The organism is Nocardioides sp. Z30_9 (assembly GCF_058215735.1).
In genome coordinates this window covers 346270-370439 of record NZ_JBZAJF010000003.1, presented here as the reverse complement: position 1 = coordinate 370439, position 24170 = coordinate 346270, and the positions used below count along the sequence as shown (strand labels likewise).

The 24170-nt window shown below is 66.4% G+C and carries 19 protein-coding genes, 1 tRNA gene and 1 pseudogene; 10 read left to right on the top strand and 11 right to left on the bottom strand.

Features of this window, described 5'->3' with window-relative positions; all coding sequences use genetic code 11:
* Window positions 1-651, top strand: a complete 651-nt coding sequence (locus AC4BGB_RS20300) for a response regulator transcription factor (RefSeq protein WP_490548803.1) — start codon at window positions 1-3, stop codon at window positions 649-651.
* Window positions 652-882: 231 nt separating this feature from the next.
* Window positions 883-1140 carry a hypothetical protein gene (locus AC4BGB_RS20295; RefSeq protein WP_490548802.1) on the top strand — a complete coding sequence of 86 codons (258 nt, stop codon included), beginning with the start codon at window positions 883-885 and terminating at the stop codon, window positions 1138-1140.
* An 83-nt stretch (window positions 1141-1223) separates the two neighbouring features.
* Here the strand turns inward: AC4BGB_RS20295 and AC4BGB_RS20290 are convergent, their stop codons facing one another.
* Window positions 1224-2138, bottom strand: a complete 915-nt coding sequence (locus tag AC4BGB_RS20290; RefSeq protein ID WP_490548801.1) for a DUF480 domain-containing protein — start codon at window positions 2136-2138, stop codon at window positions 1224-1226.
* 172 nt (window positions 2139-2310) lie between these two features.
* Between AC4BGB_RS20290 and AC4BGB_RS20285 the strand changes: the two genes are divergently transcribed.
* Window positions 2311-2384 (top strand) — tRNA-Gly (locus AC4BGB_RS20285).
* Window positions 2385-2541: 157 nt separating this feature from the next.
* Here the strand turns inward: AC4BGB_RS20285 and AC4BGB_RS20280 are convergent.
* Window positions 2542-2960 (bottom strand): annotated as a pseudogene (locus AC4BGB_RS20280) (thiolase C-terminal domain-containing protein).
* An 18-nt stretch (window positions 2961-2978) separates the two neighbouring features.
* On the bottom strand, window positions 2979-4340 hold the full coding sequence (locus tag AC4BGB_RS20275; protein ID WP_490548800.1) for a Tim44 domain-containing protein: 1362 nt from the start codon (window positions 4338-4340) through the stop codon (window positions 2979-2981).
* A 453-nt stretch (window positions 4341-4793) separates the two neighbouring features.
* Here AC4BGB_RS20275 and AC4BGB_RS20270 point away from each other — a divergent pair, with 453 nt between their 5' ends.
* Window positions 4794-6569: a hypothetical protein gene (locus AC4BGB_RS20270; RefSeq protein ID WP_490548799.1), complete on the top strand. Its 1776-nt coding sequence runs from the start codon at window positions 4794-4796 to the stop codon at window positions 6567-6569.
* 105 nt (window positions 6570-6674) lie between these two features.
* On the opposite strand, the gene AC4BGB_RS20265 is transcribed toward AC4BGB_RS20270, so the two are convergent.
* Window positions 6675-8153 (bottom strand): UvrD-helicase domain-containing protein, encoded by a 1479-nt coding sequence (locus AC4BGB_RS20265; RefSeq protein WP_490548798.1) that lies wholly within the window; start codon window positions 8151-8153, stop codon window positions 6675-6677.
* Complete coding sequence (locus AC4BGB_RS20260) at window positions 8150-9958, bottom strand: ATP-dependent nuclease (RefSeq protein WP_490548797.1); 1809 nt, start codon at window positions 9956-9958, stop codon at window positions 8150-8152. Before AC4BGB_RS20260 ends, AC4BGB_RS20265 begins: the two co-directional genes overlap by 4 nt.
* A gap of 572 nt (window positions 9959-10530) precedes the next feature.
* On the opposite strand from AC4BGB_RS20260, the gene AC4BGB_RS20255 reads away from it, so the two are divergent.
* From AC4BGB_RS20255 to AC4BGB_RS20240, 4 genes are all read left to right on the top strand, one after another.
* A complete protein-coding gene (locus AC4BGB_RS20255; RefSeq protein WP_490548796.1) occupies window positions 10531-11748 on the top strand; it encodes a hypothetical protein in 1218 nt (405 codons plus the stop codon).
* Between the two features lie 96 nt (window positions 11749-11844).
* Entirely contained in the window at window positions 11845-12396 is a 552-nt protein-coding gene (locus AC4BGB_RS20250; RefSeq protein WP_490548795.1) for a hypothetical protein, read from the top strand.
* Between the two features lie 121 nt (window positions 12397-12517).
* Window positions 12518-13069, top strand: a complete 552-nt coding sequence (locus tag AC4BGB_RS20245; RefSeq protein ID WP_490548794.1) for a hypothetical protein — start codon at window positions 12518-12520, stop codon at window positions 13067-13069.
* Window positions 13070-13202: 133 nt separating this feature from the next.
* Window positions 13203-14186, top strand: a complete 984-nt coding sequence (locus tag AC4BGB_RS20240; RefSeq protein WP_490548793.1) for a uracil-DNA glycosylase — start codon at window positions 13203-13205, stop codon at window positions 14184-14186.
* A gap of 348 nt (window positions 14187-14534) precedes the next feature.
* Here the strand turns inward: AC4BGB_RS20240 and AC4BGB_RS20235 are convergent, their stop codons facing one another.
* Complete coding sequence (locus tag AC4BGB_RS20235) at window positions 14535-15101, bottom strand: DUF8453 domain-containing protein (protein WP_490548792.1); 567 nt, start codon at window positions 15099-15101, stop codon at window positions 14535-14537.
* A 461-nt stretch (window positions 15102-15562) separates the two neighbouring features.
* On the opposite strand from AC4BGB_RS20235, the gene AC4BGB_RS20230 reads away from it, so the two are divergent.
* Window positions 15563-16546, top strand: coding sequence for a hypothetical protein (locus AC4BGB_RS20230; RefSeq protein ID WP_490548791.1), 984 nt, complete (start codon window positions 15563-15565; stop codon window positions 16544-16546).
* A gap of 203 nt (window positions 16547-16749) precedes the next feature.
* Here AC4BGB_RS20230 and AC4BGB_RS20225 read toward each other — a convergent pair whose 3' ends face one another.
* Genes AC4BGB_RS20225 through AC4BGB_RS20210 form a run of 4 tightly spaced genes read right to left on the bottom strand, consistent with a single transcriptional unit; the run spans window position 16750 to window position 21573 of the window.
* Entirely contained in the window at window positions 16750-17913 is a 1164-nt protein-coding gene (locus AC4BGB_RS20225; protein ID WP_490548790.1) for a lipid-transfer protein, read from the bottom strand.
* Window positions 17910-18302, bottom strand: coding sequence for a MaoC family dehydratase (locus AC4BGB_RS20220; RefSeq protein ID WP_490548789.1), 393 nt, complete (start codon window positions 18300-18302; stop codon window positions 17910-17912). Before AC4BGB_RS20220 ends, AC4BGB_RS20225 begins: the two co-directional genes overlap by 4 nt.
* Complete coding sequence (locus tag AC4BGB_RS20215; protein ID WP_490548788.1) at window positions 18299-19354, bottom strand: bifunctional MaoC family dehydratase N-terminal/OB-fold nucleic acid binding domain-containing protein; 1056 nt, start codon at window positions 19352-19354, stop codon at window positions 18299-18301. The genes AC4BGB_RS20220 and AC4BGB_RS20215 overlap by 4 nt, the downstream gene beginning before the upstream one ends.
* Window positions 19351-21573 (bottom strand): acyl-CoA dehydrogenase family protein, encoded by a 2223-nt coding sequence (locus AC4BGB_RS20210; protein WP_490548787.1) that lies wholly within the window; start codon window positions 21571-21573, stop codon window positions 19351-19353. Before AC4BGB_RS20210 ends, AC4BGB_RS20215 begins: the two co-directional genes overlap by 4 nt.
* An 81-nt stretch (window positions 21574-21654) precedes the next feature.
* On the opposite strand from AC4BGB_RS20210, the gene AC4BGB_RS20205 reads away from it, so the two are divergent.
* Window positions 21655-22617, top strand: coding sequence for an alpha/beta fold hydrolase (locus tag AC4BGB_RS20205; protein WP_490548786.1), 963 nt, complete (start codon window positions 21655-21657; stop codon window positions 22615-22617).
* A gap of 108 nt (window positions 22618-22725) precedes the next feature.
* On the opposite strand, the gene AC4BGB_RS20200 is transcribed toward AC4BGB_RS20205, so the two are convergent.
* Window positions 22726-24162, bottom strand: a complete 1437-nt coding sequence (locus AC4BGB_RS20200; RefSeq protein ID WP_490548785.1) for a WS/DGAT/MGAT family O-acyltransferase — start codon at window positions 24160-24162, stop codon at window positions 22726-22728.
* Window positions 24163-24170: the final 8 nt, after the last annotated feature.

Here is a 24170-nt window from a genome sequence, read left to right as displayed (position 1 = left end):
GTGGCCGAGGACACGATGCTGACCCGGGAGGGCATCGTCCACCTCCTGCAGGAGGCAGGGCACGAGGTCGTGGGGCAAGCGGGTGACGCTGTCGAACTCCTCCACCAGGTCGATCAGCAGCAGCCGGACGCGGTCATCGTGGACATCCGGATGCCGCCCACACACACCGACGAGGGCCTGGTCGCCGCCCAGCAGATTCTCGATCGGCACGCGTCCGTGGCCGTCCTGGTGTTGTCGCAGTACGTCGAACCGGCGTACGCCCTGAAACTCCTCCAGGAGCGGCCGGAACGGGTCGGCTACCTGCTCAAGGAAAGGGTGTTCGACGTCGTCGTGCTCATCGACGCCCTCCGTCGGCTCCAGGACGGCGAGAGCGTGGTTGACCCAAGCATCGTGAGCCGGTTGATGGGGCGCCCTCGTGCTGACGACCCGGTTGCCCAGCTCAGCGAGCGAGAGCGCGAGATCCTGGCCTGCGTCGCCGAGGGGCTGTCCAACCAGGGCATCGCCGCGCGCCTGTACATCGCGGAGCGCACAGTGGAAGCGCACATCACGCGGACATTCCAGAAGCTCGGACTGGTCGATGTCGTCGATGCCCACCGTCGTGTGCTCGCGACGCTGCTGTACCTGAGATCCGACCAGCGACCAGACGGTTAGTCCGGCGTTGACCGGATGCCAACGCCACTGCGCAGCAGGGCTGTTCCAAGCTGTGAACGCCTGGATGAGCCAGGACATCAGGCACTCGGGTCATTTCCTGGGGGGTTCGCTGCTGGTCACGTAAGGACGAGGCGCCTTGGCCCACGTATTTCCTCCGCCTGTCGGCGCCCCCAAACGCACGCTCATGGCGATAGGCAGGCAGTTGCATCTTCCCTCTGCGATCCTTTCGATTTGCCCATCGTTGAGTTGCCCGGCGGCCAAGGATGCCTTGACCTAAAACCCACCGACGGCGGCTACGTGTCCAGCATCAGGTGTCGGAAGCCGGACGGAACCATCACGTGGGAAGCGCTTCCGCCCGAGGGCGACAACGTTGCCTGGACCCACGTTTCGGTGGACGGCGTGACCGTGGCCGCCTCCTCGTGGTCGTGCTGGTTGCTGACGTTTGACGCGGCGACAGGTCAGGAGATCGAGCGCATCTTCACCAACTGAGCGCCGGCTCCTGTCGCCTGAGCATCGCCTGCAGCGCTCACGTTCTGAAGAGTGCGTCACACCCCCGCGGATGACCAAGACCCTCAGCTTGCGTGCTGCTGAACGACGTTGAGCACGTTGCCATCGGGAGCACGGACGAAGAAGCGAGTCACGCCCCATGCCTCGGTTGTCAGGGGATGCACGATCTCGTACCCACGCTCCTGTGCTTGGCGGTAGGCGGCTTCGACGTCGTCGACCATGACCGAGACGACGGGGTCCACGGGCGCGGTGGCATCGCTGGTCATCACCTGGAGCGTCACCCTGGATACCGGCGACGTGTGGCGGGCCACCCAGCCCAGGTTGAACTCCTCTTCGGCTAACCCGAGGTAGTCGCTGTAGAAGCTCTTGGAGGCGGGGAGGTCGGGTACGTGGAGGTCGGCGATGATCTGCGTGACGTGGATGCGCGACGGGTCGGCACTCCCAGCTGGGTCGATTTCGCCTGAGGTGTGCTCCGGCGCGGCGCCCAGGAGGTGGATCCAACGCGGATCCTGCTGGCCGGACGAGCGCTCGAGTTCGCGCACCAGCGGTTGCGGGCGGCTCGCCATTCGGCGCAGGCACTCCTCGACCTGGCCCCGGTCAGCGAACCCGTGCAATCGCTCGGTGCGGGTGCGCAGCTCACCCGGCGCCTGCGCGCCGCGGAGCAGCAGGACCGTAAGCAGCGCTCGCTCGTCGGGCTCGAGGGCGAGATGCTCGTCGAGGATCTGGTGGTACTTGAGTGTTCGGCGCCCGGTGTCGGACCACACGATCCGCAGCAGCCCGCGCTCCTTGAGCGACTTCGCGGTCCGCTCGACGATCTGCTGGTCGAGGTAGGTGACGGGGTCGCGGCTGCTCGTCTGGTTGCACGCCGACACCAGTGCCTTTGCGGAGAGGGGATAGGTGGCGGGCACGGTCGTCTGCTTCTCCAGCAGGCTGCCGAGGATGCGCTGGTCAGTCGCATCGAGGACCGGGAGTTCTCTCACGTCACGACCTTAGATCTGCCTTGGCAAGATTGCGGATCGAAGAGCGTCTTTTCACCATGATCACGACGCTTCATGTGGCGGGAAGCTCTGGAGTCGGAGTCACCCTGGCGCCCGGGTGCTGCTGGAGGGGGTTCATACTACGAACGCGTCAGGCTCGTCAGAGACTGGCTTCGCGGACGTGGTGTAGTTGCAGCACGCTTCCCTTCCAGGGAAGGAGTCGAGGTTCAAATCCTCGCGTCCGCTCCATGTTCCAAAGCCGGAGCGCAGTAGCCGCCGTGTATGTCCTCACCGACCCGGGCCGGGGTTGTGGGTTTGCATTGCACAGTCTTTCCACCGCGAATGCTCTACGAGGCCTCATCCGAAAGCGACTTCCAGCGCGCTCACAACGCACCCTCTCGCGCACCTACCGGCCCAGAACCAGCCCGCTCGTCGGCACCCCGGTCCCCGCGGTCACCAGCACGTGGTGGGCATAGTCGACCTGGTTGACCGACGTACCCCGCACCTGGCGCACGCCCTCGGCGATGCCGTTCATCCCGTGGATGTAGGCCTCGCCGAGCTGGCCGCCGTGGGTGTTCAGCGGCAGGCGGCCGCCGAGCTCGATCGCTCCCCCGGCGATGAAGTCCGGGGCTCGCCGCGGTCGCAGAAGCCGAGCTCTTCGAGTTGCATCAGCAAGTACGGCGTGAAGAGGTCGCACGGCACCGCCGTCGCGATGTCCTGGGGCCGGAGACCGGACTGGCGCCGCAGCTCGGGGGTGGTGAGGACCAGGGCCACGGTGAGAGCGCCGAAGAAGTGGCCCACGACAACTGAGCGCCGAGCGGTCATCGACCGCCCGGAGCCGGCTCAGCTCGAGCGCTCGACCGCCGACACCGTCCAGCCCCTCGAGGACACGTCGTCCAGGCGCACGGTGAACAGGAACGGCACCGTCCGCTCCGCGCGCGGGTCACCGGAGACGACCTCCTCGGTCCCGCGGTCGACCTCGTAGTAGATGCCGTGGGCCGCGACCGCGACCTTGAACTCGATCGGCTCGCGCGAGACGAGCTCGCGGACCTCGATGCTGCGGACCGTGGCCGATCGCAGCACGGTGCGGTTGGGCGTGCGGATCGCGGTGAAGTCGAGGCTGCCGTCGTTGATCGCCCACTCCTCGAGGAACTGGTTGATCGCCACTTCGAGCACCGACTTGTCGAAGCGTGCGTCGACCAGGCTGAGGTCGCGGGCGGCGTCGTCAGCAGCGTCGGCCCACGAGATGTTCGTCATGGACAGCACGTCGCTGATCCCTGGCCCGGACGTGCGCTCGGCGACCTCGAGCAGTGCGTCGCGGCCCACCGCCTTCTGGTTCCAGACGTCGGTCTCGATGTCGTCGGTGAGGTGGTGGCTTCCGTCCTCGGCCTGCTCGATCCCGGTGACGACCCATTGGCCGCCCTGGTTCTTGCGCAGGGTCCAGTACTCGACCGGTCGCACCGAGCGGTCCTTGCGGGTCAGCCGCTCCCCGGTACGGCGGTCCACGACGTAGTCGTCGAGCGTCGCCGTGATCCGGAAGGTGACCGTGTCATCGGTCTCGCCGGCGCGGTTGGCCACGTTGACCAGCTCCACGCGCGGGACGTCGAGGATGTCGACGACGTTGACCTGGCCGCGTGCGGCGTACGCGCGCAGCTGCTCGGACCACTTGCCGTAGACGACCGGCGCCAGGATCTCGCGGAGCGTGGCCTCGTCGCGGTTGGTCCAGGCTCGCTGAGCGGTGACGTAGAGGTCGACGGCACGCCGTTGGAGGGCCTCGGTGTCGAAGGATTCGTCGGTGTCGGCCAGGGCGGCGACCTGCGCCCCCACGGCGTTGGCACGAGCGCGCGCCGTCTTGTCGGAGCGGTGGGCGACGCGGTCGCTCGTGGTGTTCATGGTCCGCTTGTCGCGACGCCGCTGGGACCTACTCCTGAGCATCAGGAAGACCACCAGCAGCAGGATGAGGATGAGCAAGCCGGAGCCGCCACCGCTCCCGAGGAAGAAGAACCCGGTGCCGCTACCGCGACCGAGCCCACCGCCGCCTCCCCTGAAGCCCCCGCCGCCACCGAAGCCGTGGCCGCCACCGCCACCCCGCGCGAACGCAGCAGTCGGTGCGAGCAGCAACGGCACGCTGACCAGCGCGAGCGCCCAGCCGAAGAATGCGGCCAGTCGGCGTAGCCGGGTGCGGAGAACAGATCGGGAGCTCATTACGGGGCCTTCCCGGACATGGTGGACGTCGCCGCGCTCGGGTGGCGCTCAGAGCTTGCGTCCTGGATTCAGGTCCGGCCTACATGGTCCCTCGCCTGACCAAGTCGCGGAACCCCGGCTCCTAGCTGCCCGCACCAGCTCGCTTCTCGGGTCCCCGGACTACCGGCGGTCACCAGCACGCGCTGGGCCTCGTCGACCCGTTGAAAGACGCGCCGCGCGAAGGCTGATACCTCCCGTCGCGCCGTAGACGGCAGCCGGCGGCGACCGCCGGACCGCGATTTCGGTTGATCAGGCCTTCGATGGCAGTCCCCACGAAAGTGAGGCAAGGCAAATCCCCGCGTCTATCCACCCAGATTGACGCTCCCAACCAACTGCCTGCGGGATACCTTGGCGTCCCTTGGCCGCCACCATTGTGGTCCGACGGCGAGCCATACAAGAGCGAAAGTTCAGCGCATGAAGGAGCCCGAGTACTACCAATCGCTCATCCCTCCATTGGACCGTCCTGATGGGCGAGAGGCGACCCCTGGGCTGCTGAAACTACGGACTGCGACCCGCGCGCTGCGCAACCACTTGGACGACCTTCCAGTCGACTACAACCAGGACCTGACCGGGGACCGGTTCCTAGCCGGGATGGGGTTCATGTACTCCCGACAGCGGTACGGGTGCGCGGAGTCCCTCATCGGTGGCGCGATGGGCGGCACCGTGCTCGGCGCGATGGCTCGCAGCCTATTCGTCGACGGGCTGCGGTGGCGATGGATTGGCGAGGACCCTGAGGCAAGGCGCCCGCTGCTGCTCGGCGACCTGCTTGAGGAACGGAACAACATCTGCGAGGCGTTGCGGAAGAACAATGTCCCAATGCCGAACCTGTCCCGATGGCTGATGCCCATACCGCCGGTCGCAGACCTGACCGGGGAGTCCCTGACCTGGCTGGACACTCCCCCGCTCCCGGGTGACGAGGAACTCCTGTCGGACTTCTTGAACTCGACGAACGCGCACGGCGGCTCCGCCCCGGCCAGCGACCCGTTGCATCTGCTCGACACGACCGGCCTTCGCGGCGCCGTCATGGTGCTCGCGTTCGCAGGGCACGGAAACTACCTTGGCCACCAGAGCTGCCTAACCGAGGACGGTCAGCCCGGCCACGACCTGCGCGACATCTACGAAGCGCTATTCATGCAGGTTGCGGCCGCAGGTGTCGTCACGGTGCTCCACGGGACCGCAGCTGCGGTGCCCGAACTGTGGCCCGCCGACGTGCCGCAGGAGCCGTTCATGACCAAGATGATGGAGCTCGCCGGCGACGTCGCCGAAGCTGCGCGCCCCATCCACCAACTCTTCACGACCAACCCACGCACCCACAAAGGTGCGGTAGCAACGGTGCGTCCAGCCGCCACCATCCTGAACCCGCGAGCTATCATCCCCTGCGCCGACGTCATGCCGTTCCTGGGCGACCTGCACGGGACCATCGCCGAAGCGGAGCGGTTCTGGACGAACTCCCGAGCGACGCCGGTCGGCGAGGAGCACTTCACGAACGGGACCACACTGCACGAGTCGCTGAACTACGGCGGCGCGTACTCGAACCTCGACACGTGCCTCTCGACATACGACAAGCTCGGGTCCGGCCCCATTTCGGTGTTCGCTGCGCGGATGCTGCTCGAGGAAGCTGCCCGTCTGCGGTGGCGGTTCAGCGTGACGGACGAGAAGGGGTTCGCCGCACGTGCGACGCAATACTTCGACGAGTTCCGTGCACACCAACGCACGACCATCAACAAACTGCGCGGCAACGGCGTCTCCGCGGATGCCGCGAACCGGTTGTTCGAGCTCCCGTCGTTCGTGCAGTCCCCTCCACCCAAGCCCCCGACGAAGAACCGGCAAAAGATTCCGCACCTCAGCGCGCTCCTGCGTGAATTCGGCCAGGCCACGCAGCCGCGGGACCCGGGCTGGGTGGTCGTGGCGTACTCACTATTGAGCCAGGTCACACATGCGACCACGCTCGGCTGCCTGCACGCCGTGAGGTACGACGACGATGAAGACATCTGGCACGGGAACGAGTTGAGCCCAGAGCTCATGGCTCTCTCGTTGGACGTGGCGTGCATTGGTGGCGCTTACCTCATCGGACACTCGGCGTTGATGCTGACCGAACTGAGTGACGATGCCAGGAGATTCCGCGCCTCGCTGCTCGACGGCGCATCGCGGGTTCACCACGAAGCGCGGAACGTTCACGGGCTCGGTTGACCTCGCTCACCGAAAGCGACTCCAAAGGCCAGTGAAGCTTCGTGAAGCCACCGTCCCGACGCTTGTGAAACGAACCTTCAGCCGAGTGAGACTCCTCTCTCGGATCTACTGCGAATTGCTGGTCGTGGCCTTGGTCTTGGTCTCGGTGACAGTGATGGTCGCTGTAGCGCCGACGATCGTGATCGTCTTGCGTGCTCGGGTCAGGGCGACGTACAGATTATTGACGTCGGTTATCTGGTTGATGTCGGCGATGACGACGTGGTCGTACTCAAGGCCCTTGATGAGGAGGGTGCGGGACACGACTTTGCTCCGGTTTCGGCGGCCTTGGTGGCGGATGCGGTCGCGTGCTCGTGCGAGTTCGGTTCCGAGGACGTCAGGGTTGTCGCCTGCCGCGGCTGCGCCGCGGAGCGCGGTCTGAATGTCGTTCCAAGCTTCGTGGGAGTGGAGGCGAAGCGAGGCAGAGTCCGGGATGGCCCCCATCGCGGTAGCGAGGGACGTGTACGAGGGGTTGGCAACGACGGTGTCGAACGCTGCGAGTGCGGATTCAAGGCCGGGGCGCTTGAGGCCGGAGGTGCTCTTGCCAGCTTTGAGCCGGTTCTTGACGCCGTCGTTGAGTTGGGCGTGACCGCAGGTGCAGCGCTTGGTCAGGTTGATGAGCCAGGTTGCGAATTGCTCAGGGGTGGCGGCAGCGAGTTCGCCGAGGCGGTCGCCCATGAACTCACCGGCGACTTCTTCCATCATGGTGAACGCGCCGTTAAGGTCGGCTGCGGCGCGTCTGGCGGTGTTCCCCCAAGGGGAGATGACGACGGTCGTTTCGCCCGCCGGTCGGTACTTGAGGGCGGCGTTTGCCGCTGCTCGGCGGTCGGTCCCCGAACTGCGGTACTCGACGCCCGGCGGAAGCTTGATGGCGGAGAAATCGATGACGCGGCCTGGTGTCAGTGCGGTGCGCGCCTTGAGGAGCCACTCTCCGAGGGGCTGGTTGTGGTCGTTCCATCGCCACGGTGTCGGCTCAATCGGATAGTCGGGAAACCTGGCTTGTACGTCTTCCCACGTGACGAGGGTGTTGCCGCGGAACCCGAAGATGGCTTGCTTGGGGTCTCCGAGGACACCGATTGCTGGGATGGCCTCGGCGATAGCGCAAACGAGTTGGTGTTGGGTCTCGCTGCAGTCCTGGTACTCATCGACCAAGGCATGGCTGTAGGAGGCGGCGAGGACTCGACGGATGGTGCGGATCGTGGTGATGCGGTGTGCCGCGGTGATGTAGTTCTCCGAGTCGTCCCAGTCGGGTGTCGGCGGAACCTTCAGCTGTCCGATGTTCGGGTAGGCGCGAGCCAGGAGGAACCCGAAGCTGGTCAGTGTGAAGACGCGTGCGCCAGCAGTGATACCGAAGGACTTCAGACGCTTCTGGATCGCGTGAACGCCCGCGTTGGTGTGGGTCAGGATCAGAGTCCGGCCACCATGCGCGACGATCTGGCGGGCGGCTTCGGCGAGCAGGTGCGTCTTGCCGGTTCCAGCGGGCAGGGTGACCGAGACGGGTAGCGCAGCAATGAGCCCGGCCGCCGTGGTCTCGAGTTCGTCGCTCACTTGTCTGTCTCGACGACCGCGGTGCCGTCGGGCTCGTCGGGCGGCGCATCCTTCGGTGCGGGTTCAGGTTGGTAGTAGGTGTGCTCTCGGACCTTGGCCAGCGTGGCAGCAACCGCACCCTCGGCCAGTTCGGGACGGCTGAGGACAACCGCGGCGAGTGCCTTGCCCCGGTCAACGTTCTTGAACCAGCTCTTGTCTTTCGCTGTGTCGCCGACCGTCACTCGTGCCTGCTCCAACGTGGTGCCGGCCGCCACCCACGCCGCGACGTCGAGCTGTGCATCCTTCTCACTGACAGTGGGTGCGCCACGTGCTTTCAGTTGGTCAGCGAAAGACACTCGAGACGTTTCAGGGTCGTCGGCCGCCTCAACAGCCGTGTCGATGAACGCCGTCAGGCCCTCGGCGGAAAGCTGGTCACAGATCGCCCGCTCGGTACATACGCCGCCAGTCCACTGCACGACCTTCCCCCCTGCGGCCTCCACGTCATGCACGAGTGCATTCGCAGCCTGGTCGTCGCTGTCGAGAACGAGGAGGACCTCGTATCCGGCACCGAGAAGCTCCTTGGCTCGACCAGCAGAGCCGGTCCCTCCCGACCCCTCAACGCCGACGACCCCGAGCGCCGCAGTCGGGACACCATCCGCCGCCTCGCACTCTGTGTCCCACGCCTCGAACAGACCGAGCAGAAGTCCGTACTCCGTCTTGCCCTCGCCCATGACGACCCGGCGGGCCAGAAACGCCTCAGGGCTGGCCTTGATGACCGGCTTCAACGTCACCGGGTCGCCCAGCGACCTCGCAACCGTCTCCCCGCCCTCCCCCCGGACCATCACCAAGTCGGACGGATCCAGGTGCTGCAATGCCGACGGAGAGTGCGTCGTGACGAACACCTGCGAGAACGTGTCCTTGCGCTGGAGATAACGCAGCAGGTGAACCAACCGGTGCGGTTCGAGCCCGTACTCCACTTCATCGACCAGCAAGATCGTGGAGTCCTCGTGCGCAAGCTGCTGCGCGGCCGCACCCACCAGACGCCGGGTTCCCAACCCGAAGTTCGTCAAAGGGACCGGACCATCAAACAGCGCAAGGTTCCCCTGCGCGCTCGTCAGGGAGATGTCCAGTCCCGGCCGAAGGTCCTCGAACTTGGCGCTCCCGATGGCCGACACCGCATTCCCAACATCGTCCGCCAGGCCCTGTAGGTCCGGCGGGATCGCAGCGGATACCGCCTCACGAGCCGCACGGTTCGCCAACGTTAGTGTCTTGCGGGCGTCCTTCTTCTTCTCCGTCAGTTTTCCCAACGCAGACATCCGCGTCCACCGCAGATGAGCATCAACGCGCTCATCAACACGGAACGCCCCGAACCGGGAACGGTGACGCGCCCGAAGAACGTGCCGCTCCTCGTCGTCGTCAGCATCAGGCCGATACGCAACCCACTCGGGCTCCAGGTCCGCATCAACCTGAAGCTCGACGATCACACACTCCTCGAACCCGTCCTCCGGGTCGTGAAACCACTCACCCGCCGCGTTGATGCCAGCAAGGTGCAGACCCAGATCCTCCACACCGAGCAGATCCTGGGGAACGCCAGTCATCGCGATACGGATACGGATGGGTTCATCCAGCTCCCCGCGATAGAAGTCGGTGTCGGTGAACGTGATGTTCCACCGGTCGCTCAGCCCACGCTCGAGAGCAGTGAGGATTGTCGACTTCGTCGCGTCCCCGGGCCCGATCAGGACGAAGAATGTCTGGTCGGCGGGCAGACTCCAGGACAGCCTCCGGATGCCGCGAAAGTTCTCGATGTCGATTCGCCGGATCTTCATGGTGATTCGCCTTCGGGTCGCTGGACTCAGATTCGACCACATCGCTTCCTGCAAGGTCGGCAGATAGCCCACTCAAGGTCGGGCCGTTCCGAATCTTGGGCGAACCTGTCTACCGAAGGCGTCTAAATTGATTCCAGACTGTGAAACGTAGGTAGACCGCTGGAGGGCACCCCAATCGTGATTAAGCGGGGCCTGCGAGGTTGCCCACAAGGTGCGTCATACCGGCTCCCTTCTGTTGTCAACCGGTCAGGCGTTGCGTCTTTCGCACAGGTCCGGGAAGTGGCCTATCCGAAGCGTCGATGTGCGGGGGCAGGCCGACCGCGCTGGATTGAAGAGTCGCCCCGCAGCGCCCTCCCGGACCCGCCCCACGCTCCGACACCTTGGCCGAAGTGCACATTTCGTTGCTAGGCGTCCGCCAAAGGCACACGTCAGCTCATAGGCGATGGGCTAAGGGGCTGCGCTAACAGTGCTAAATGTAGGCGAGGATCGATCGACCGTGTGAGCCCGATTGCGATCTCGGCCAAACAGCGGTTCGATGTCTTGGTTGCCGAGTGAGCGGTGGGATTGCCATCATGTACGTGCTGGCCATGAAAGCCCCGGCGAAGGACGCCCTGCGTCTGATCTTCGGGAAACTCGACTCCACCGTCGAAGAGCGCGACGCCGAGTGGCTGCGCCTGGGTCGCTCCGATTTTGAACAAGCATTTGCGGCGTCAAGCGCTAGGAACGACTTGCCCGAGGAAGTCGCGGCGACTTCTCGGCTGATGGCCATAGGGGATGTGGATCCGACTCCGAGTGAGGTTCGTTCGGCGGCTTACCGCGTGGAGCGCCGACGGGCATTACTCGGCGCCGTAGCCGACATCGTCGGTTGGATCGTCATGGCTGGGATTGTGCTCGCAGGCGGCTTGGCAATCCTGGACGCTACCGCAGGACTCGTTGGGGCCGTCCTGGTTGCCGTATTGGCGTTCGGGGTGCAGTTCTATGGCAGGCGCGCGGCGCTGAGGGCGGAGACATTGGCGCAACTCACAGATCCTCTGGCGTGGGCGCTCTATTACCCGACTCAATTTGCCCAGCGAATTCTCGACGTCCAGGAATCACTACTTGCTGGGGGAGAGCGCAGCATGTTGGGCGAGTATGAGAACCGTGCAGCGAAGGTCTCCCGACTTGAGGATGGTCGAGTCGCGCCGGGGCAAGAAGAGGGGTTTAGCAACCTAGTGTCATGGACCAACGAAAGCGTCGCCTTGCTCGCGGGTTTGAATGCTGCTCACAGCTTAGCGAACGGGCTCGTCACACGGGCGACTCAGGCCGCTACTCTCACCGAGACCGAATACCGTCGGCTCCTCAGCGGAGCGCAGGGTGCTCGCGTAATTGGGCACGAGCAAGCCAACGTCACGTACGGGTATCTGTTGGATCAAGCCACTGTGTTCTTGCGCCTGCCGCAACCAGACACCATCGCGGTGCAGGAGAGGGCACAACGTGCCGTCGCGCAATCGCCCGACTTCCAGGCACTTTGCAGTGCTGCTCGCGGCCTATTGGATGACGCAAAACACATAAGTCACGGCTACGGACATGCCGGTTCAACCAAGTGGAAGAGACCCCCCGGCCACGCTCAGGAGGTGTGGTCCGTCGCCCTTGGTCTGGCACTCATCAGCTTGGGGCTGTATGCGGGCACCAGACCGCAGTGGGAGTGGCTTGGACAGACCATGGTGGCCGTCGGTGTCGTGCTTGTGCCGGGGACTTACGGCCGCGCACTCAAGGAGGGGGTCCGATTGCCCGGCGCCGGGCCCCAATAGCTCGAATGGTGGCTTCTCGCGGCGACGGAGGCCTGGGTAGTGGTTGTTTCTCTCCTATCCGACAGAGGCAGCGGCCCAGGTGCGTTCGATGAACCGGTGCAGGTGTGCGTCTTTCCACCGCTTGTTGGCCGGCCGCTGCATGGCACCTGCCCCGTACTGGACAATGGTCAGGTGACGGCCGGTGGTGATGCGCTCGAGGCGCGCTGGCGACGTGTCGATCGAGCGGTGACTGAGGTGGCCGCGGCAGTGAACTCGGACGATCCGACACGATGCCCCGATTCCGTCGCTGTGGTCCTGGACGCCGTGTACGACCTCTGGGAACTGTGGGCATCCAACGCGTCGTTGACCTCGTCGCAGGAGAACAACGCCGTACGAGGCAGTGCAGACGGCGAGACTGCGGCGGCCCTCATTCACGCCCGAGGAGGCAAGACACATTTGCACGTGGAGTTTGGCGACTTCACTGACACAATCGCCGAGCGCTTCTACGACCATTTCGGCTGCTGGCGATGGCAGTCGCACTCGGATCCCTCGCCGCGGTTCACCGAACGAGACAACTGGTACGCGCTCCATGTCTCGACCCAGGAAGTCCTTCCACCTATTGACGCAGCCGTCAGGTGGATGCGGAAGGCAATTCCGAGACCAACGTGATGGATGGATCCCCGTGACCTCACGGCCGGTTCCGGGGCGCGTCACACCGCCGCCTGTCGGTCATCGGCCGCGGTGTATTGCCCTCCGCGGCGGGCCAGGGTCTAACGTCCTACTCGTGCTAATGACCACTCACAACCCGCTGACCACTGATCCCGAAGTTCTGGCTATCTATGTTGGCGTCGCGGTCAGTGGCGTTCTAGCGGCGATCGCGCTCATCATTTCGCTGCGTTCGCTGACGATCCAGAAGGAGAGCGGCCGTGCGGCAGTCATATCCGCCGAGGCAGCACAGCGGGCCAACTGGCTCACCGAACAGCGCATGCTGCACGAAGCTGCGAACGTCGCGCAAAATCAACCGGTCACGTCGGGGCAAGGACCTGATGCCGGCCCGGGCCCCGCGCAGAAACCCAACGTGCAGTGGTCTCTGGATAGGAAGTCCAAGAATGGGTTCGTGCTGAGAAACGTCGGGACCGACGTGGCCGAGGAGGTCCGTATCCCCGCCGAGGGTGCCGCGCAGATCAGTCGTGGATTGCCTGAGTCCGCGACCCTGCGTCCACAAGAGTCAGTCGAGTTCCTGATGATCGGCGCAATGGGAGCCCCAGTGCCGAACGAAATCCTCGTTACCTGGAAGGGCCGAGATCCGGACGATCCGCTCGTAGTTCCGGTTCCGAGATAGCGAAGACCGGCAAGCCTGTCGCCATGGCCCCCCGGCGCGTCGACCTGCGCCAAGGACGCCTGATAAGCGCGTCGTACCACCGCGTGCACGGCACCCAACGTTTTGGGCAGAGGAGAGTGCGAAGATCCGCGGTATGGCCACCGACGAAGAGTTGAATTGGGCACTGACTTATGAAGGCTACGAGCGGTTCTCGCGGGACATGGCCGCTTACCACGAGCTCTTGCGACCGGCCATGTCCATCCATGAGGCGTCCGGGCGGATCCCGGAGTGGTGTGGTGTCGATCTGCTTCGCGCTTGGGCGTTCTACCGCCAGCGCGAGCATCACAACCTGGGACACAGTCCCATGGCCGACGACTGGGACGACGTCCTGGATGCCATCCGCCGACACCCCCACGCCGAAAGCCGGGATCTGCCGCCCCCTCGGTTGCCCATCTTGACCGGCGAGTGGGCCGAACGACTTCGACCTACACTCGACGCGCCGTACTGGTCGAGACTCATGAAATTCGTCGAGACCGAACGTCGGACTCAGAGCGTCTTCCCGGCGCGCGACCAGACCTTTAAGGCCTTTGAGCTCACCCCCTACGAGAAGGTCCGCGTTGTCATATTTGGCCAGGACCCCTACCCGACTCCCGGTGATGCAGACGGCCTGGCGTTTTCGGTCTCGAGTCCTGCCTCGAAGACTCCCGCCAGCCTGAAGAACATCTTCAAGGAGCTCGCCTCGGACGTGGACGTTCCCACACCTGCCAAGAACAGTCTGGAGGGTTGGGCGCGGCAGGGCGTGCTGCTCCTTAACACGGCTTTGACGCTGCGTGCCGGCTCGGAAAAGGACCACCAGGTGCATCGGCAATGGCGTTGGGAGCACCAAGGATGGTCAACGTTTACTGACGCGGTGATCTCGGTGATCCTCGAGAAGGAGGAGCGAGTGGTCTTCATCCTCTGGGGCAACGACGCCCGCCGAAAGGCGAAGTTGATTGAAGGCTCCCGTCACGCTGTCATCGAGCAGGTGCATCCGTCGCCGCTGTCCGCCTACAAAGGCTTCTTTGGCAGTAAGCCGTTCACCAAGGCCAACGACCTGCTGGGCGAAGACCGGGCGGTCGACTGGGCTCGGACCTCGTAATGGTGCCGCTAGCTGGCCGCGACTCGGCGCCAGCTCTTGCATGACACGGGGCGGAGGCGCACGGACTGGTAGAGGCTTCTCGGCCGGATCATCCTCGGGGTTTGTCATTCCGCCGCCTTCGTGCCTCCTGGCAAGTCGCGATCGGCTTGGTGCCCATCTCCAAGGGGGGTCAGACCAGACGTGCTGTTCTATCGCCAGCCGTAGTGGTGCAGCGCCTCGTTCCAGAGCCATTTGAGGCACGCGGCTGGCCCGTCCTCGCGCCAGACTGTCTGCGCATGGGAACAGTAGTACGACCTGTTCTCACGAGACTGACGGCGGTCGTTGTTGGATGTGAGAACCCGCAGGCCGCTACTGCTCGACCACTTTCTTAGCTCGGCACGAAGATCCTCCACACCTGATACCAGTTCCGGGAGGGCCCTTCGGATCTATTGGCGTGTGCTTATACGGCGACAGGTCTAGGGGGAACGGGGGGTCATCAAACCTCTTCCCGTTCAGGTCCTTGTAACTGACCCTCGTCTCGTACCTCAGGGGCAGATCGTCGCGCTTGAACAGGTCAGGCCCCGAGTCGAACGTAACGCGAATGGTTCTCCCTGGGGCGAGCATCGGAATGGGGCGAGAGAAGACAGACGAATCGTTGATGTCCCGCCGTGCCTCGTTGGCAGGCTGAAGGGGTTTGTCAAAGACAACAGATACATCACGTGCGGGTGTGGCGCCGATGTTTTTAATCGCGATCCGCACCAGGAAGCGCCTGAACTCGAAGTCAACGATCACGTACGGACGGACCTGCTCCTCTCGAAGGCGCCTCGCTTGCACGAGCTGCACTGCTGCAAAAATCGCGACAACGACACCCACGAAAAGTGCGCCCACAGCACAGGCCGCCGAGATTTCGGCTGGCCCCCATGTTCTCGGATCCATGGTCGGACCGTATGCCGAACCTCCGACAGACCCACTACGCCCGGGCGGCCGATAATCCTTGGCACGCCGCCTCATGCCTGCACTGAGCGGGCGCAACAAGAGATCCACGGCCAAGGTCCCGACCCTCTTCCACGCCGACATGTACATCCCGCCCAGTTGGCCGCAGCAGTGTGAGAAGACCAGCCACTTTGTCCGCACCAGATCCCTGCGCGACTTTCCGCCGCCTGTTCGGACGCTCCGCAACGACCGAATGGCTGCCGCGATCCGCGCGACGAGTAGGAGTCTTGAGGCGACATCCGGTTGGCATTGGCGCCACAAGTTCGTCACGAGGCACGTGACTGCATCCTCCGTCGCTGAGCCGCCAAGGGCCTGGGCTCGCGAGAGTGTCAGGGCCGAGCCCTACGGTCTCAGCTAAGGAGGCCGGTTGGCCTACGAACCGGTTTGACTCAGAGGGCGGACGGATGACCGACGTAACTGTGGACTGCACAATCGAGGGAAATTTCGAGGTCCCTTCGGCCCACCTCGAGGCCATGGGTCAGGGAGTAGCCGTGTGGCCGGTTGAATCAGTGAAGTTGCTCTTGACTGAGGATGTGCAAGGCGCGGTGCGAGCACTGGTGCCTCATCTGTCGGCTTACCGCACGGAGCGCGGGAGTGGTCGGGTGGCTGCACGTGTCGTTGCGGAGATGTCGCCTCCGGTCGTCGTTGTCGACGGTCCTCTGGTCGTTGAGCAAGACCCCTCAGCCGCAGAGCGTCTGCTCGCCCACGAGGTTGGCCATCTTGTACTTGAAGATCGAGGAGAGGTGGTCGGCCAGCCGCTACTGGGTCCCACTTATGAGGGAGCCTGGAAGCGCTGGCTCGTAGGTTTCGGTGGTGTATCTCTCGAAGAGTTTCGGATTGAACGCACGTTGTTCGAGTTGGGCTACGGGGCGAGCGCATGGAGGGACATCGCGTTCTCCAGCGACACGCTCTACTCGGTCAATCTTGACCTCCTCGAAGCGCTCGTCGACGAGCGCAGTCACGATGTCGAGTACTTGGCGAGTGCTGTGTGTGGAGTCGTATCAGATTTGAGCAAGCATTTCGGCTATGCGGCTGCGTGGATCGCTGAGGAGTACGACTGGCGGTTCCCGGTTGAGGAACTGTCGGAAGCCGGTCAAGCCAATTGGCGCGACTTCGTTGGGGAGCACTGGGACCAGCGCATGATGTTTTACCGCGAGGTTCCGCCCGCGGACGAAGCGATCGAACACGACCAACTTCGGGACCTCTTACGCCAGGCCGGCAAGCTCGAGCAAGATTTGCTGAAGCGAGCTGGCTTCTACTTCAGCGGTCCGGGCGAGGGCCAAGGGGACGAGGAGTGGGGCTTCTGGCGAGTCCAAGATGACTCCTTGTGGGGCGACCGAACAGAACGGGCCCTCGCTGAGGCGAGGGTTCGAGGTGACCTTGACTAGGTCTGCGAGCGCGGCTTGACGGCTGCGTCCCTTGTCGGGGGTGTCCAATTTCTCCCCAGTCCGGGAAGCCCCAAAGGGGCTTATGCCGCATGGTGCGCGGTCAATGAGTGCGCTTACGCGAGTCGCGTCTTTCCACCGCGAATGCGCCCACGGACCATCCGGGAGCGACTCTCGTCCCGCACGCCCCCAGCGCCGCGCGCGATCTACCGGCCCAGTACCAGCCCGGACGTCGGCACCCCGGTCCCGGCGGTCACCAGCACGTGGTGGGCGTCATCGACCTGGTTGACCGATGTACCGCGCACCTGGCGCACCGCCTCGGCGATGCCGTTCATCCCGTGGATGTAGGCCTCGCCCAGCTGGCCGCCGTGGGTGTTCAGGGGCAGCCGGCCGCCGACCTCGATCGCTCCCCCGGCGATGAAGTCCGCAGCCTCGCCCCGGCCGCAGAAGCCGAGCTCCTCGAGCTGCATCAAGACGTACGGCGTGAAGTGGTCGTAGAGCACCGCTGTCGCGATGTCCTGGGGTCGGAGACCGGACTGCCGCCACAGCTCGCGTCCGACGACGCCCATCTCGGGGACGCCGATGTCCTCGCGGTAGTACGACGTCATCACGAACTGGTCGGCCGCGCTCCCCTGCGCTGCCGCGAGGATCGAGACCGGTGTCTGCTTCAGCGAGGCGGCCCGCTCGGGTGTGGTGACCACGATCGCCACGGCGCCGTCGCTCTCCTGGCAGCAGTCGAGCAGGCGCAGCGGGTCCGCGATCATCCGCGAGGACTGGTGGTCCTCCAGCGTGATCGGACGGCCGAAGAAGAACGCGTCCGGGTTGGTCGCCGCGTGCTTGCGGTCGGCCACCGCCACCAGGCCGAAGTGCTCGGAGGTGGCGCCGTACTCGTGCATGTAGCGGCGTGCCTGCATCGCCACCGTCGCCGCCGGCGTGGACAGCCCGTGCGGATAGGTCCAGGCGTTGTCGAGACCATTGGTGTTCACCTGCGCGGCCGCCCAGTTCTGCACCTGGCCGAACCGCTGCCCCGAACGCTCGTTGAACCCGCGGTAGCAGACCACCACCTCCGCGACACCGGTCGCGACCGCCATCGCGGCCTGCTGCACGGTGGCGCAGGCGGCTCCCCCGCCGTAGTTGATCCGGCTGAAGAACCGCAGGTCGCCCATCCCGAGCTCGCGGGCCAGCGCGATCTCCGAGCTGTTGTCCATCGTGAACGTGACCAGCCCGTCCACGTCGGCCGGAGCCAGCCCAGCGTCCGCGAGCGCGGCCAGCGTCGCCTCCGCGGAGAGCTGCAGCTCCGATCGCCCGGACTCCTTGGAGAACTCCGTCGCGCCGATGCCCGCGATCGCCGCCTTGCCGGAGAGGCTCATCGGGAGACCACCACCTGGGCGTTGACGTGGTTGCCCAGCGAGACCGCACCGACCACGTCGATCGTCAGGGTTCCCTCGTCGACGGCGGAGACCGTGCCTGAGAACCGCACCGTGTCATAGGGGTACGCCGGGGCGCCGAGCCGCAACGCACAGGACTTGATCACGAACTCGGGTCCGACCACCTCACGCGCCCACTCGCCCACATAGCGCTGCACCAGCCCGGTGGTGGTGAGGATGTTGAGGAAGATGTCCTTCGAGCCACGCTGGATCGCGAGGTCGCGGTCGTGGTGCACGTCCTGGAAGTCTCTGGTGGCCAGGGCCGTGGAGACGACCAGGGTCGGGGTCACGGGGAGCTCCCAGACCGGCAGCTCGGTGTCCAGCTCGGTCATCGGGCCACCCTCCAGGTCGGCAGCGTCGTCTCGTCGTCGAGCCGGTCGAAGTCGACCACCACCGCATCTCCGATCGCGAGCTCCTCGGGCGCGTCGGTCACGGTGGCGACCATCCGGACCCCTTCCTCGAGCTCGACCAGCGCGATCGTCAGCGGCACCTCGCGGCCGGGCAGCTTCGGCGCGTGATGGACCAGGAACGAGAAGATCGTGCCGCGGCCCGAAGCCACGACGTACCCCCGGTCGGCGACGTGGCACGAGGGGCACATCGGCCCGGGCGGGTGCCGCAGCGCTCCGCACGCGTTGCACGACTGGATCCGCAGCTCGCCCTTGGCGGTGCCCTCCCAGAAGAACTCGGTGTCGCGGTTGCGGACCGGCCGGGTGATCAGGGAGCGATCGGGTTCCTGGGGTCTCGACTGATCGCTCGCTGCGCTCGCTGCTCGACCGCCAGAAGACTGATCGCTCGCTTCTCGACCGCCAGAAGACTGATCGCTCGCTGCTCGACCGCCAGAAGACTGATCGCTCGCTTCACTCGCTGCTCGACCAGCGGCATGTGGCTTGAACTTCAGCACCCGGAACAGCATCGTCGCGACCAGCTCCCGGTCCTCCCCGGAGCCGACCCACCAGCTGTTCACCGTGGTGACGAAGTACCCCTCGCCGACGCCGGTCTTCTTCGGGCCGACCACCGACTCCAGCCGGGTGGTGATCGCGACCTGCTCTCCCTCACGCAGGTAGCGCTCGTAGGTCTGGTCGCAGTTGGTCCCGAGCACCGAGGTGAACCCGGCACGGTCCAGCATCTGCATGGTGCCGTGCAGCGGGTCGCCCTCGGGGCGGGTCGGGTCCAGGCCGTACATCGTCCACACCTGCGCCATCGCCGGCGGCGCCACACCGTGGGTGAACCGCTCGTCGGTCTCGCCGATCGCCTCGAGCCAGTTGTTGATCATCGGCTGGTTGACCGGGTCGCGGGCGAGCCGCGGCTCGGTCTCGCCGAGCGCCTTGAGGCGTTCGACCTCGGCCATGATCCAGTCGTGGCTGCCGACCGGCGAGCCACTCATCGGGGCACCTTGGGCAGGCCGAGGCCGAACATCGCGATCAGCTCGCGCTGCACCTCGTTGACGCCGCCGCCGAAGGTGAGCACGAGGTTGCGCTTGGAGGTCGCGTCTAGGTACTCCGCCAGCTCCGCGGTCTCCGGGTCGGCCGGGTCGCCGTACGCCGTGACCACCCGCTCCAGCGCGAGACCGAGCGACTGCACCTCGTCGGAGGCGAAGACCTTGGACGCCGACGCGTCGGCCACCGCCTCACGCCCGCTCGCCCCGGAACCGGCGACCTGCCAGTTCAGCAGCTCGTTGACCCGAAACGCCGCGGTGGCGCGAGCGAGGGTGTCGCGTACGACGGGCAGCGACAGCAGCGGCGTACCGGAGGCGTCGGTGCGCTCGCGGGCCCAGGCGACGACCATGTCGCGCAGCCCCTCCATGCGCCCGGCCGGGCCGAGCATCACGCGCTCGTGGTTGAGCTGGGTGGTGATCAGCCGCCACCCCTCGTTCACCTCACCCACGACCATGTCGGCCGGCACCCGCACGTCGTTGAAGTAGGTCGCGTTGGTGTGGTGGGAGTGGTCGGAGGTGATGATCGGCGTCCAGGAGTAGCCGGGGTCCCGGGTGTCCACGATCAGCACGGTGATGCCCTTGTGCTTGGGGGCGTCGGGATCGGTGCGCGCCGCCAGCCACACGTAGTCGGCCGCGTGCCCGCCCGTGGTCCACATCTTCTGCCCGTTGACGACGTAGTGGTCCCCGTCGAGCCGGGCCGTGGTGCGCAGCGACGCGAGGTCGGTGCCGGCGTCGGGCTCGGAGTAGCCGATCGCGAAGTGCACGTCGCCGGCGAGGATCCGGTGCAAGAACAGGTCCTTCTGCTTCTGGGTGCCGAACGCCTGCAGCGTCGGGCCGACGGTCTGCAGCGTCACCGAGGGCAGGTGTACGTCGGCCCGGCTGGCCTCGTTGGCGAAGATCTGCTGCTCGATCCCGCCGAGCCCCTTCCCGCCGTACTCCACGGGCCAGCCGACGCCCATCCACCCGTCCTCGCCCATCTGGCGGATCGTGCGGTGGTAGGCCTCGCCGTGCCGGTCGGTCATCATCTCGCGCCGTGCCTCGGGCGGGACCAGGCCGGAGAAGTAGGCGCGGACCTCGTCCTTGAACGCCCGCTGCTCGGGGCTCAGCTCGGCACCGGCGCCGGCGGTGGGCTGCTGCGCCGGCACCAGGGCCAGCGCGGCCTCGGTGCCACCGAGCTGGCGGGCGACGTCCTTGACCCAGGCGAAGTAGCGGTGCAGCGGGTAGGTCTCGTCGACCCCCATCCCGCCGTGCAGGTGGTGGCAGGTCTGCAGCGCGGCGGGTGCCCGGTCGCAGAACCAGAACGCGCCGACGCCGAGGTCGTCGGCGGCCGGCTCACCGGCCACGACCCGGCGGGTCACCTCCTCGGCGGCCAGGGAAACCATCCGGGAGGTCACGTAGACGTCGGCGATCTGCATCGCCACGCCCTGGAACTCCGCGAGCTTGCGCCCGAACTGCACCCGCTCCTTGACGTAGCCCGCAGTCAGGTCGCGGGCTCCCGCGAGCAGGCCCTCGCCGTGCAGCAGCAGGCCGGCGACCACGTGCTCGCGCAGCGACGCGGCCGCGCCGGCACCCAGCACCCCCAGCACCGGCGCCGCGTCGAAGACGTAGGTCGCCTCGGTGGTCCCGCGCGATCCGGGGGTCTCGACCCGGGTGACGCCGTCGGCGTGCGGGTCGACGAGCACGACCACCGCCTCGCCGCCCTCGGCGGTCGCGGTGACCATCAGCACCGTGCTGGTCTCCGGGAGGTCGCCGTACGCCGGCACGGCGAGCTTGCGACCGGTGAGGCGCTCGCCCTCGAGCCGGGTGGCGGGCCGCTCGGGCAACGCGGCCCCGACCTCGTTGAGCGCCGGCGCGACCAGCAGCTCACCGGCGGCGATCCGCGGGATGAACGCCTCCTGCTGCTCCGGCGTACCGGACGCCTTCAGCGTCAGCAGGCCGGCGACGAGGGTCTCGCGGAAGGGCAGGTCCAGGGCGCGGGCACCCACCTCGCGCACCAGCACGGCCAGCTCGCCGAGCCCCAGCCCTTCGCCGCCGTGGTCCTCGGGCGCGGCCAGGCCGAGCAGGCCGGCCTCCCCGCACGCGGCCCAGCTCGCCCCGGTCTCCTCGGGGCCCTTCTCGACCACATCGGTGAGCACGGATCGGATCTCGTCGGCGACCTCGTCGCTCATCTGGGCCCCTAACACGACAGAAACTGTAACCTGTTCTAGTCTAGGGACTGCCCGGACAACCGCAACCACGAGGACACCCCCATGGCCCGACTCGGCCAGTGTCTCCCCCGCCCCTTCAGCTCCCTGGCCGCCTCAGTGGGCGGTGTCCTTCGTGACCAGGTCGACGAGTTCGTCACCATCCCCCAGGTGGACATCCCCCAGGGCGCGTGGCTGGACCTGCCGCGCCGGGGACGTACCTGGGTCACCGACCTCGCCGGCCCGCCGGGAGCACCCGCGATCGTGCTGCTGCACGCGGTCGGGTGCACCGGGATGCTGACGTGGTTCCCCGTGGTGAACGAGCTCGCGAAGCAGTACCGCGTGGTCGTGTTCGACCAGCGCTGGCACGGACGCGGGATCATCTCCGAGAAGTTCTCGGTCCACGACTGCGCCGACGACGTGGCCGCCGTGATCACCGAGCTCGGGCTGCACCGGCCGATGGTGGCGGGGTACTCGATGGGCTCGGTGATCGCCCAACGCGTGTGGCGCCAGCACCCGGAGCTGGTCGGCGGCCTGATCCTCGCCGCCACCACCGACCGGTTCCGCACCAACGGACGCGAGACCGCCTTCCACGCCGGCATGGAGGTCTCCATGGGCTCCCTGCGCGCCCTCGCCAAGTCCCGTGTGGTGCGCTCGGCGGCGAAGAGCACCGCCGAGGCCCTGGACATCGGCCCCACGGTCACCGGCCAGTGGGCCCTGAACGAGTGGCGCAGCACCACCCCCTGGGCGATGGCGCAGGCCGTGGCGGCACTGGGTCGGCACCACTCCACCCCCTGGCTGAAGCGGATCGACGTACCCACCGCCGTCGTCATCCCGGCGCACGACCACGTCATCCCCGCCGAGCGGCAGCGCGCGCTCGCGGCACTGATCCCCGGCGCCACCGTCCACGAGGCCCCCTGCGGCCACGCCGGCTGCGTGCTCCAGGCGGACAAGTTCGTGCCCGTCTTCGTCGAGGCGGTCGAGGGTGTCGCCGCGCGCATGCGGGACCGCGAGCGCGTCGAGGCCTGACGGCCGACCGGCTGGCTCGGGGGCCCTTTCCCACGCAATTGCTGGGAAAGTGCAGCCTGAGCGTCAAGTGCACTGACTTTTGCCAGCAATTGCGGGAACAGTGCGGGACTAGCCCGCAGCCTTCTTCCCCGCGGTCTTCTTCGCCTTCTTCTTCGGCTGTACGGCGGCGTACAGGTCGTCGAGCTCCTGGGGGAACTTCTCGGTCAGCTTCCAGGGCTGGGGCACCAGCTCGCGGCAGCCGATCGCGCCGACGTGCATGTGCTTCTCGCTCGACATCACGGTGATGTTCAGGCCGGCGCCGTGCATGATCGGGCCGAGCGGGTAGAGCCCCTCGATCCGGGCGCCCATGAAGTACAGCGGCACCGGCGGGCCGGGGACGTTGGAGATCACCAGGTTGTGGATCACCGGGCCGGAGTCGGCCAGCCGCAGCGAGGAGACCATCCGCACCGCGAGGCCGAAGGTCCGCGGCGCCGCGAACTCCGCCCAGTCCTGCAGGGTGTCGGCCGGGATCGCCTTGTGGTGCTCCTTGGCGTTGCTGTTGGCCGCCGAGACGACCTTGAGCCGTTCCAGCGGATCCGCGATGTCGGTGCCCAGCCGGGAGAAGATCGTGGAGACCTTGTTGCTGCCCCCGCTCTTCCTCGACTCCTCGCGCACGGAGACCGGCACCGTGGCGAGCAGCGACGTCTCCGGCAGCTCGTCGCGCTCCTCGAGGTAGCGACGCAGCGCCCCACCGGAGACGGCGATCACCACGTCGTTGACGGTGGCGCCCTCGACGGCGTTCTTGATCTCCTTGATCTTCGTCAGCGACATGTCCTGCAGGGCGATCGTGCGGTGCCCGGTGATGGTGCCGTTGAACGAGGTGCGCGGCGCCGTCAGGGGTGCGGCCATCGCCGTACCGCTGCGGGCGCGGTCGATGGTGCGGGTCAGCAGCCCGGCGGTCGGCGCCACCATCTTGGCCGCCGCGACCGGCTTGGTGAGGTTGGTGAGCACCCCGCGGGCGAGCAGCTCGGCATCGCTGGGCGTGCGGGGCTGCCTGGTCCCCTCGGCCGACTCCAGCGGCGGCGCCTCCGGCTCCAGGCTGCACATGTAGGAGATCGCGTTGGCGCCCGAGACCCCGTCGACCGTGGAGTGGTGCATCTTGGTGAACACCGCGATCTTGCCCGACTCGAGTCCCTCGATGACGAAGAACTCCCACAGCGGCCGGGAGCGGTCCAGCGGGATCCCCGCGATGTGCCCGCAGAGCTCGGCGAGCTCGCGCTCACCGCCGGGGGCCGGGACCGCCATCCGGTGCATGTGCCGGTCGATGTCGAAGTCGTCGTCGTGGACCCACACGGGGTGGTCGATGCCGAGCGGGACCTGCTTGAGCTTGCGGTGGAACATCGGTACGTCGGTGATCCGGCGCTCCAGCTCGTCCTTGAACGTCTCGTAGTCGTAGCCGCCGGCGATCGTCTCCGGGTCGAGCAGGATCACCCCGCAGACGTGCAGCAGCTGGGAGGAGGTCTCCAGGTAGAGGAAGCTTGCATCGAGTCCGCTGAGACGTTCCATGCGCGGAG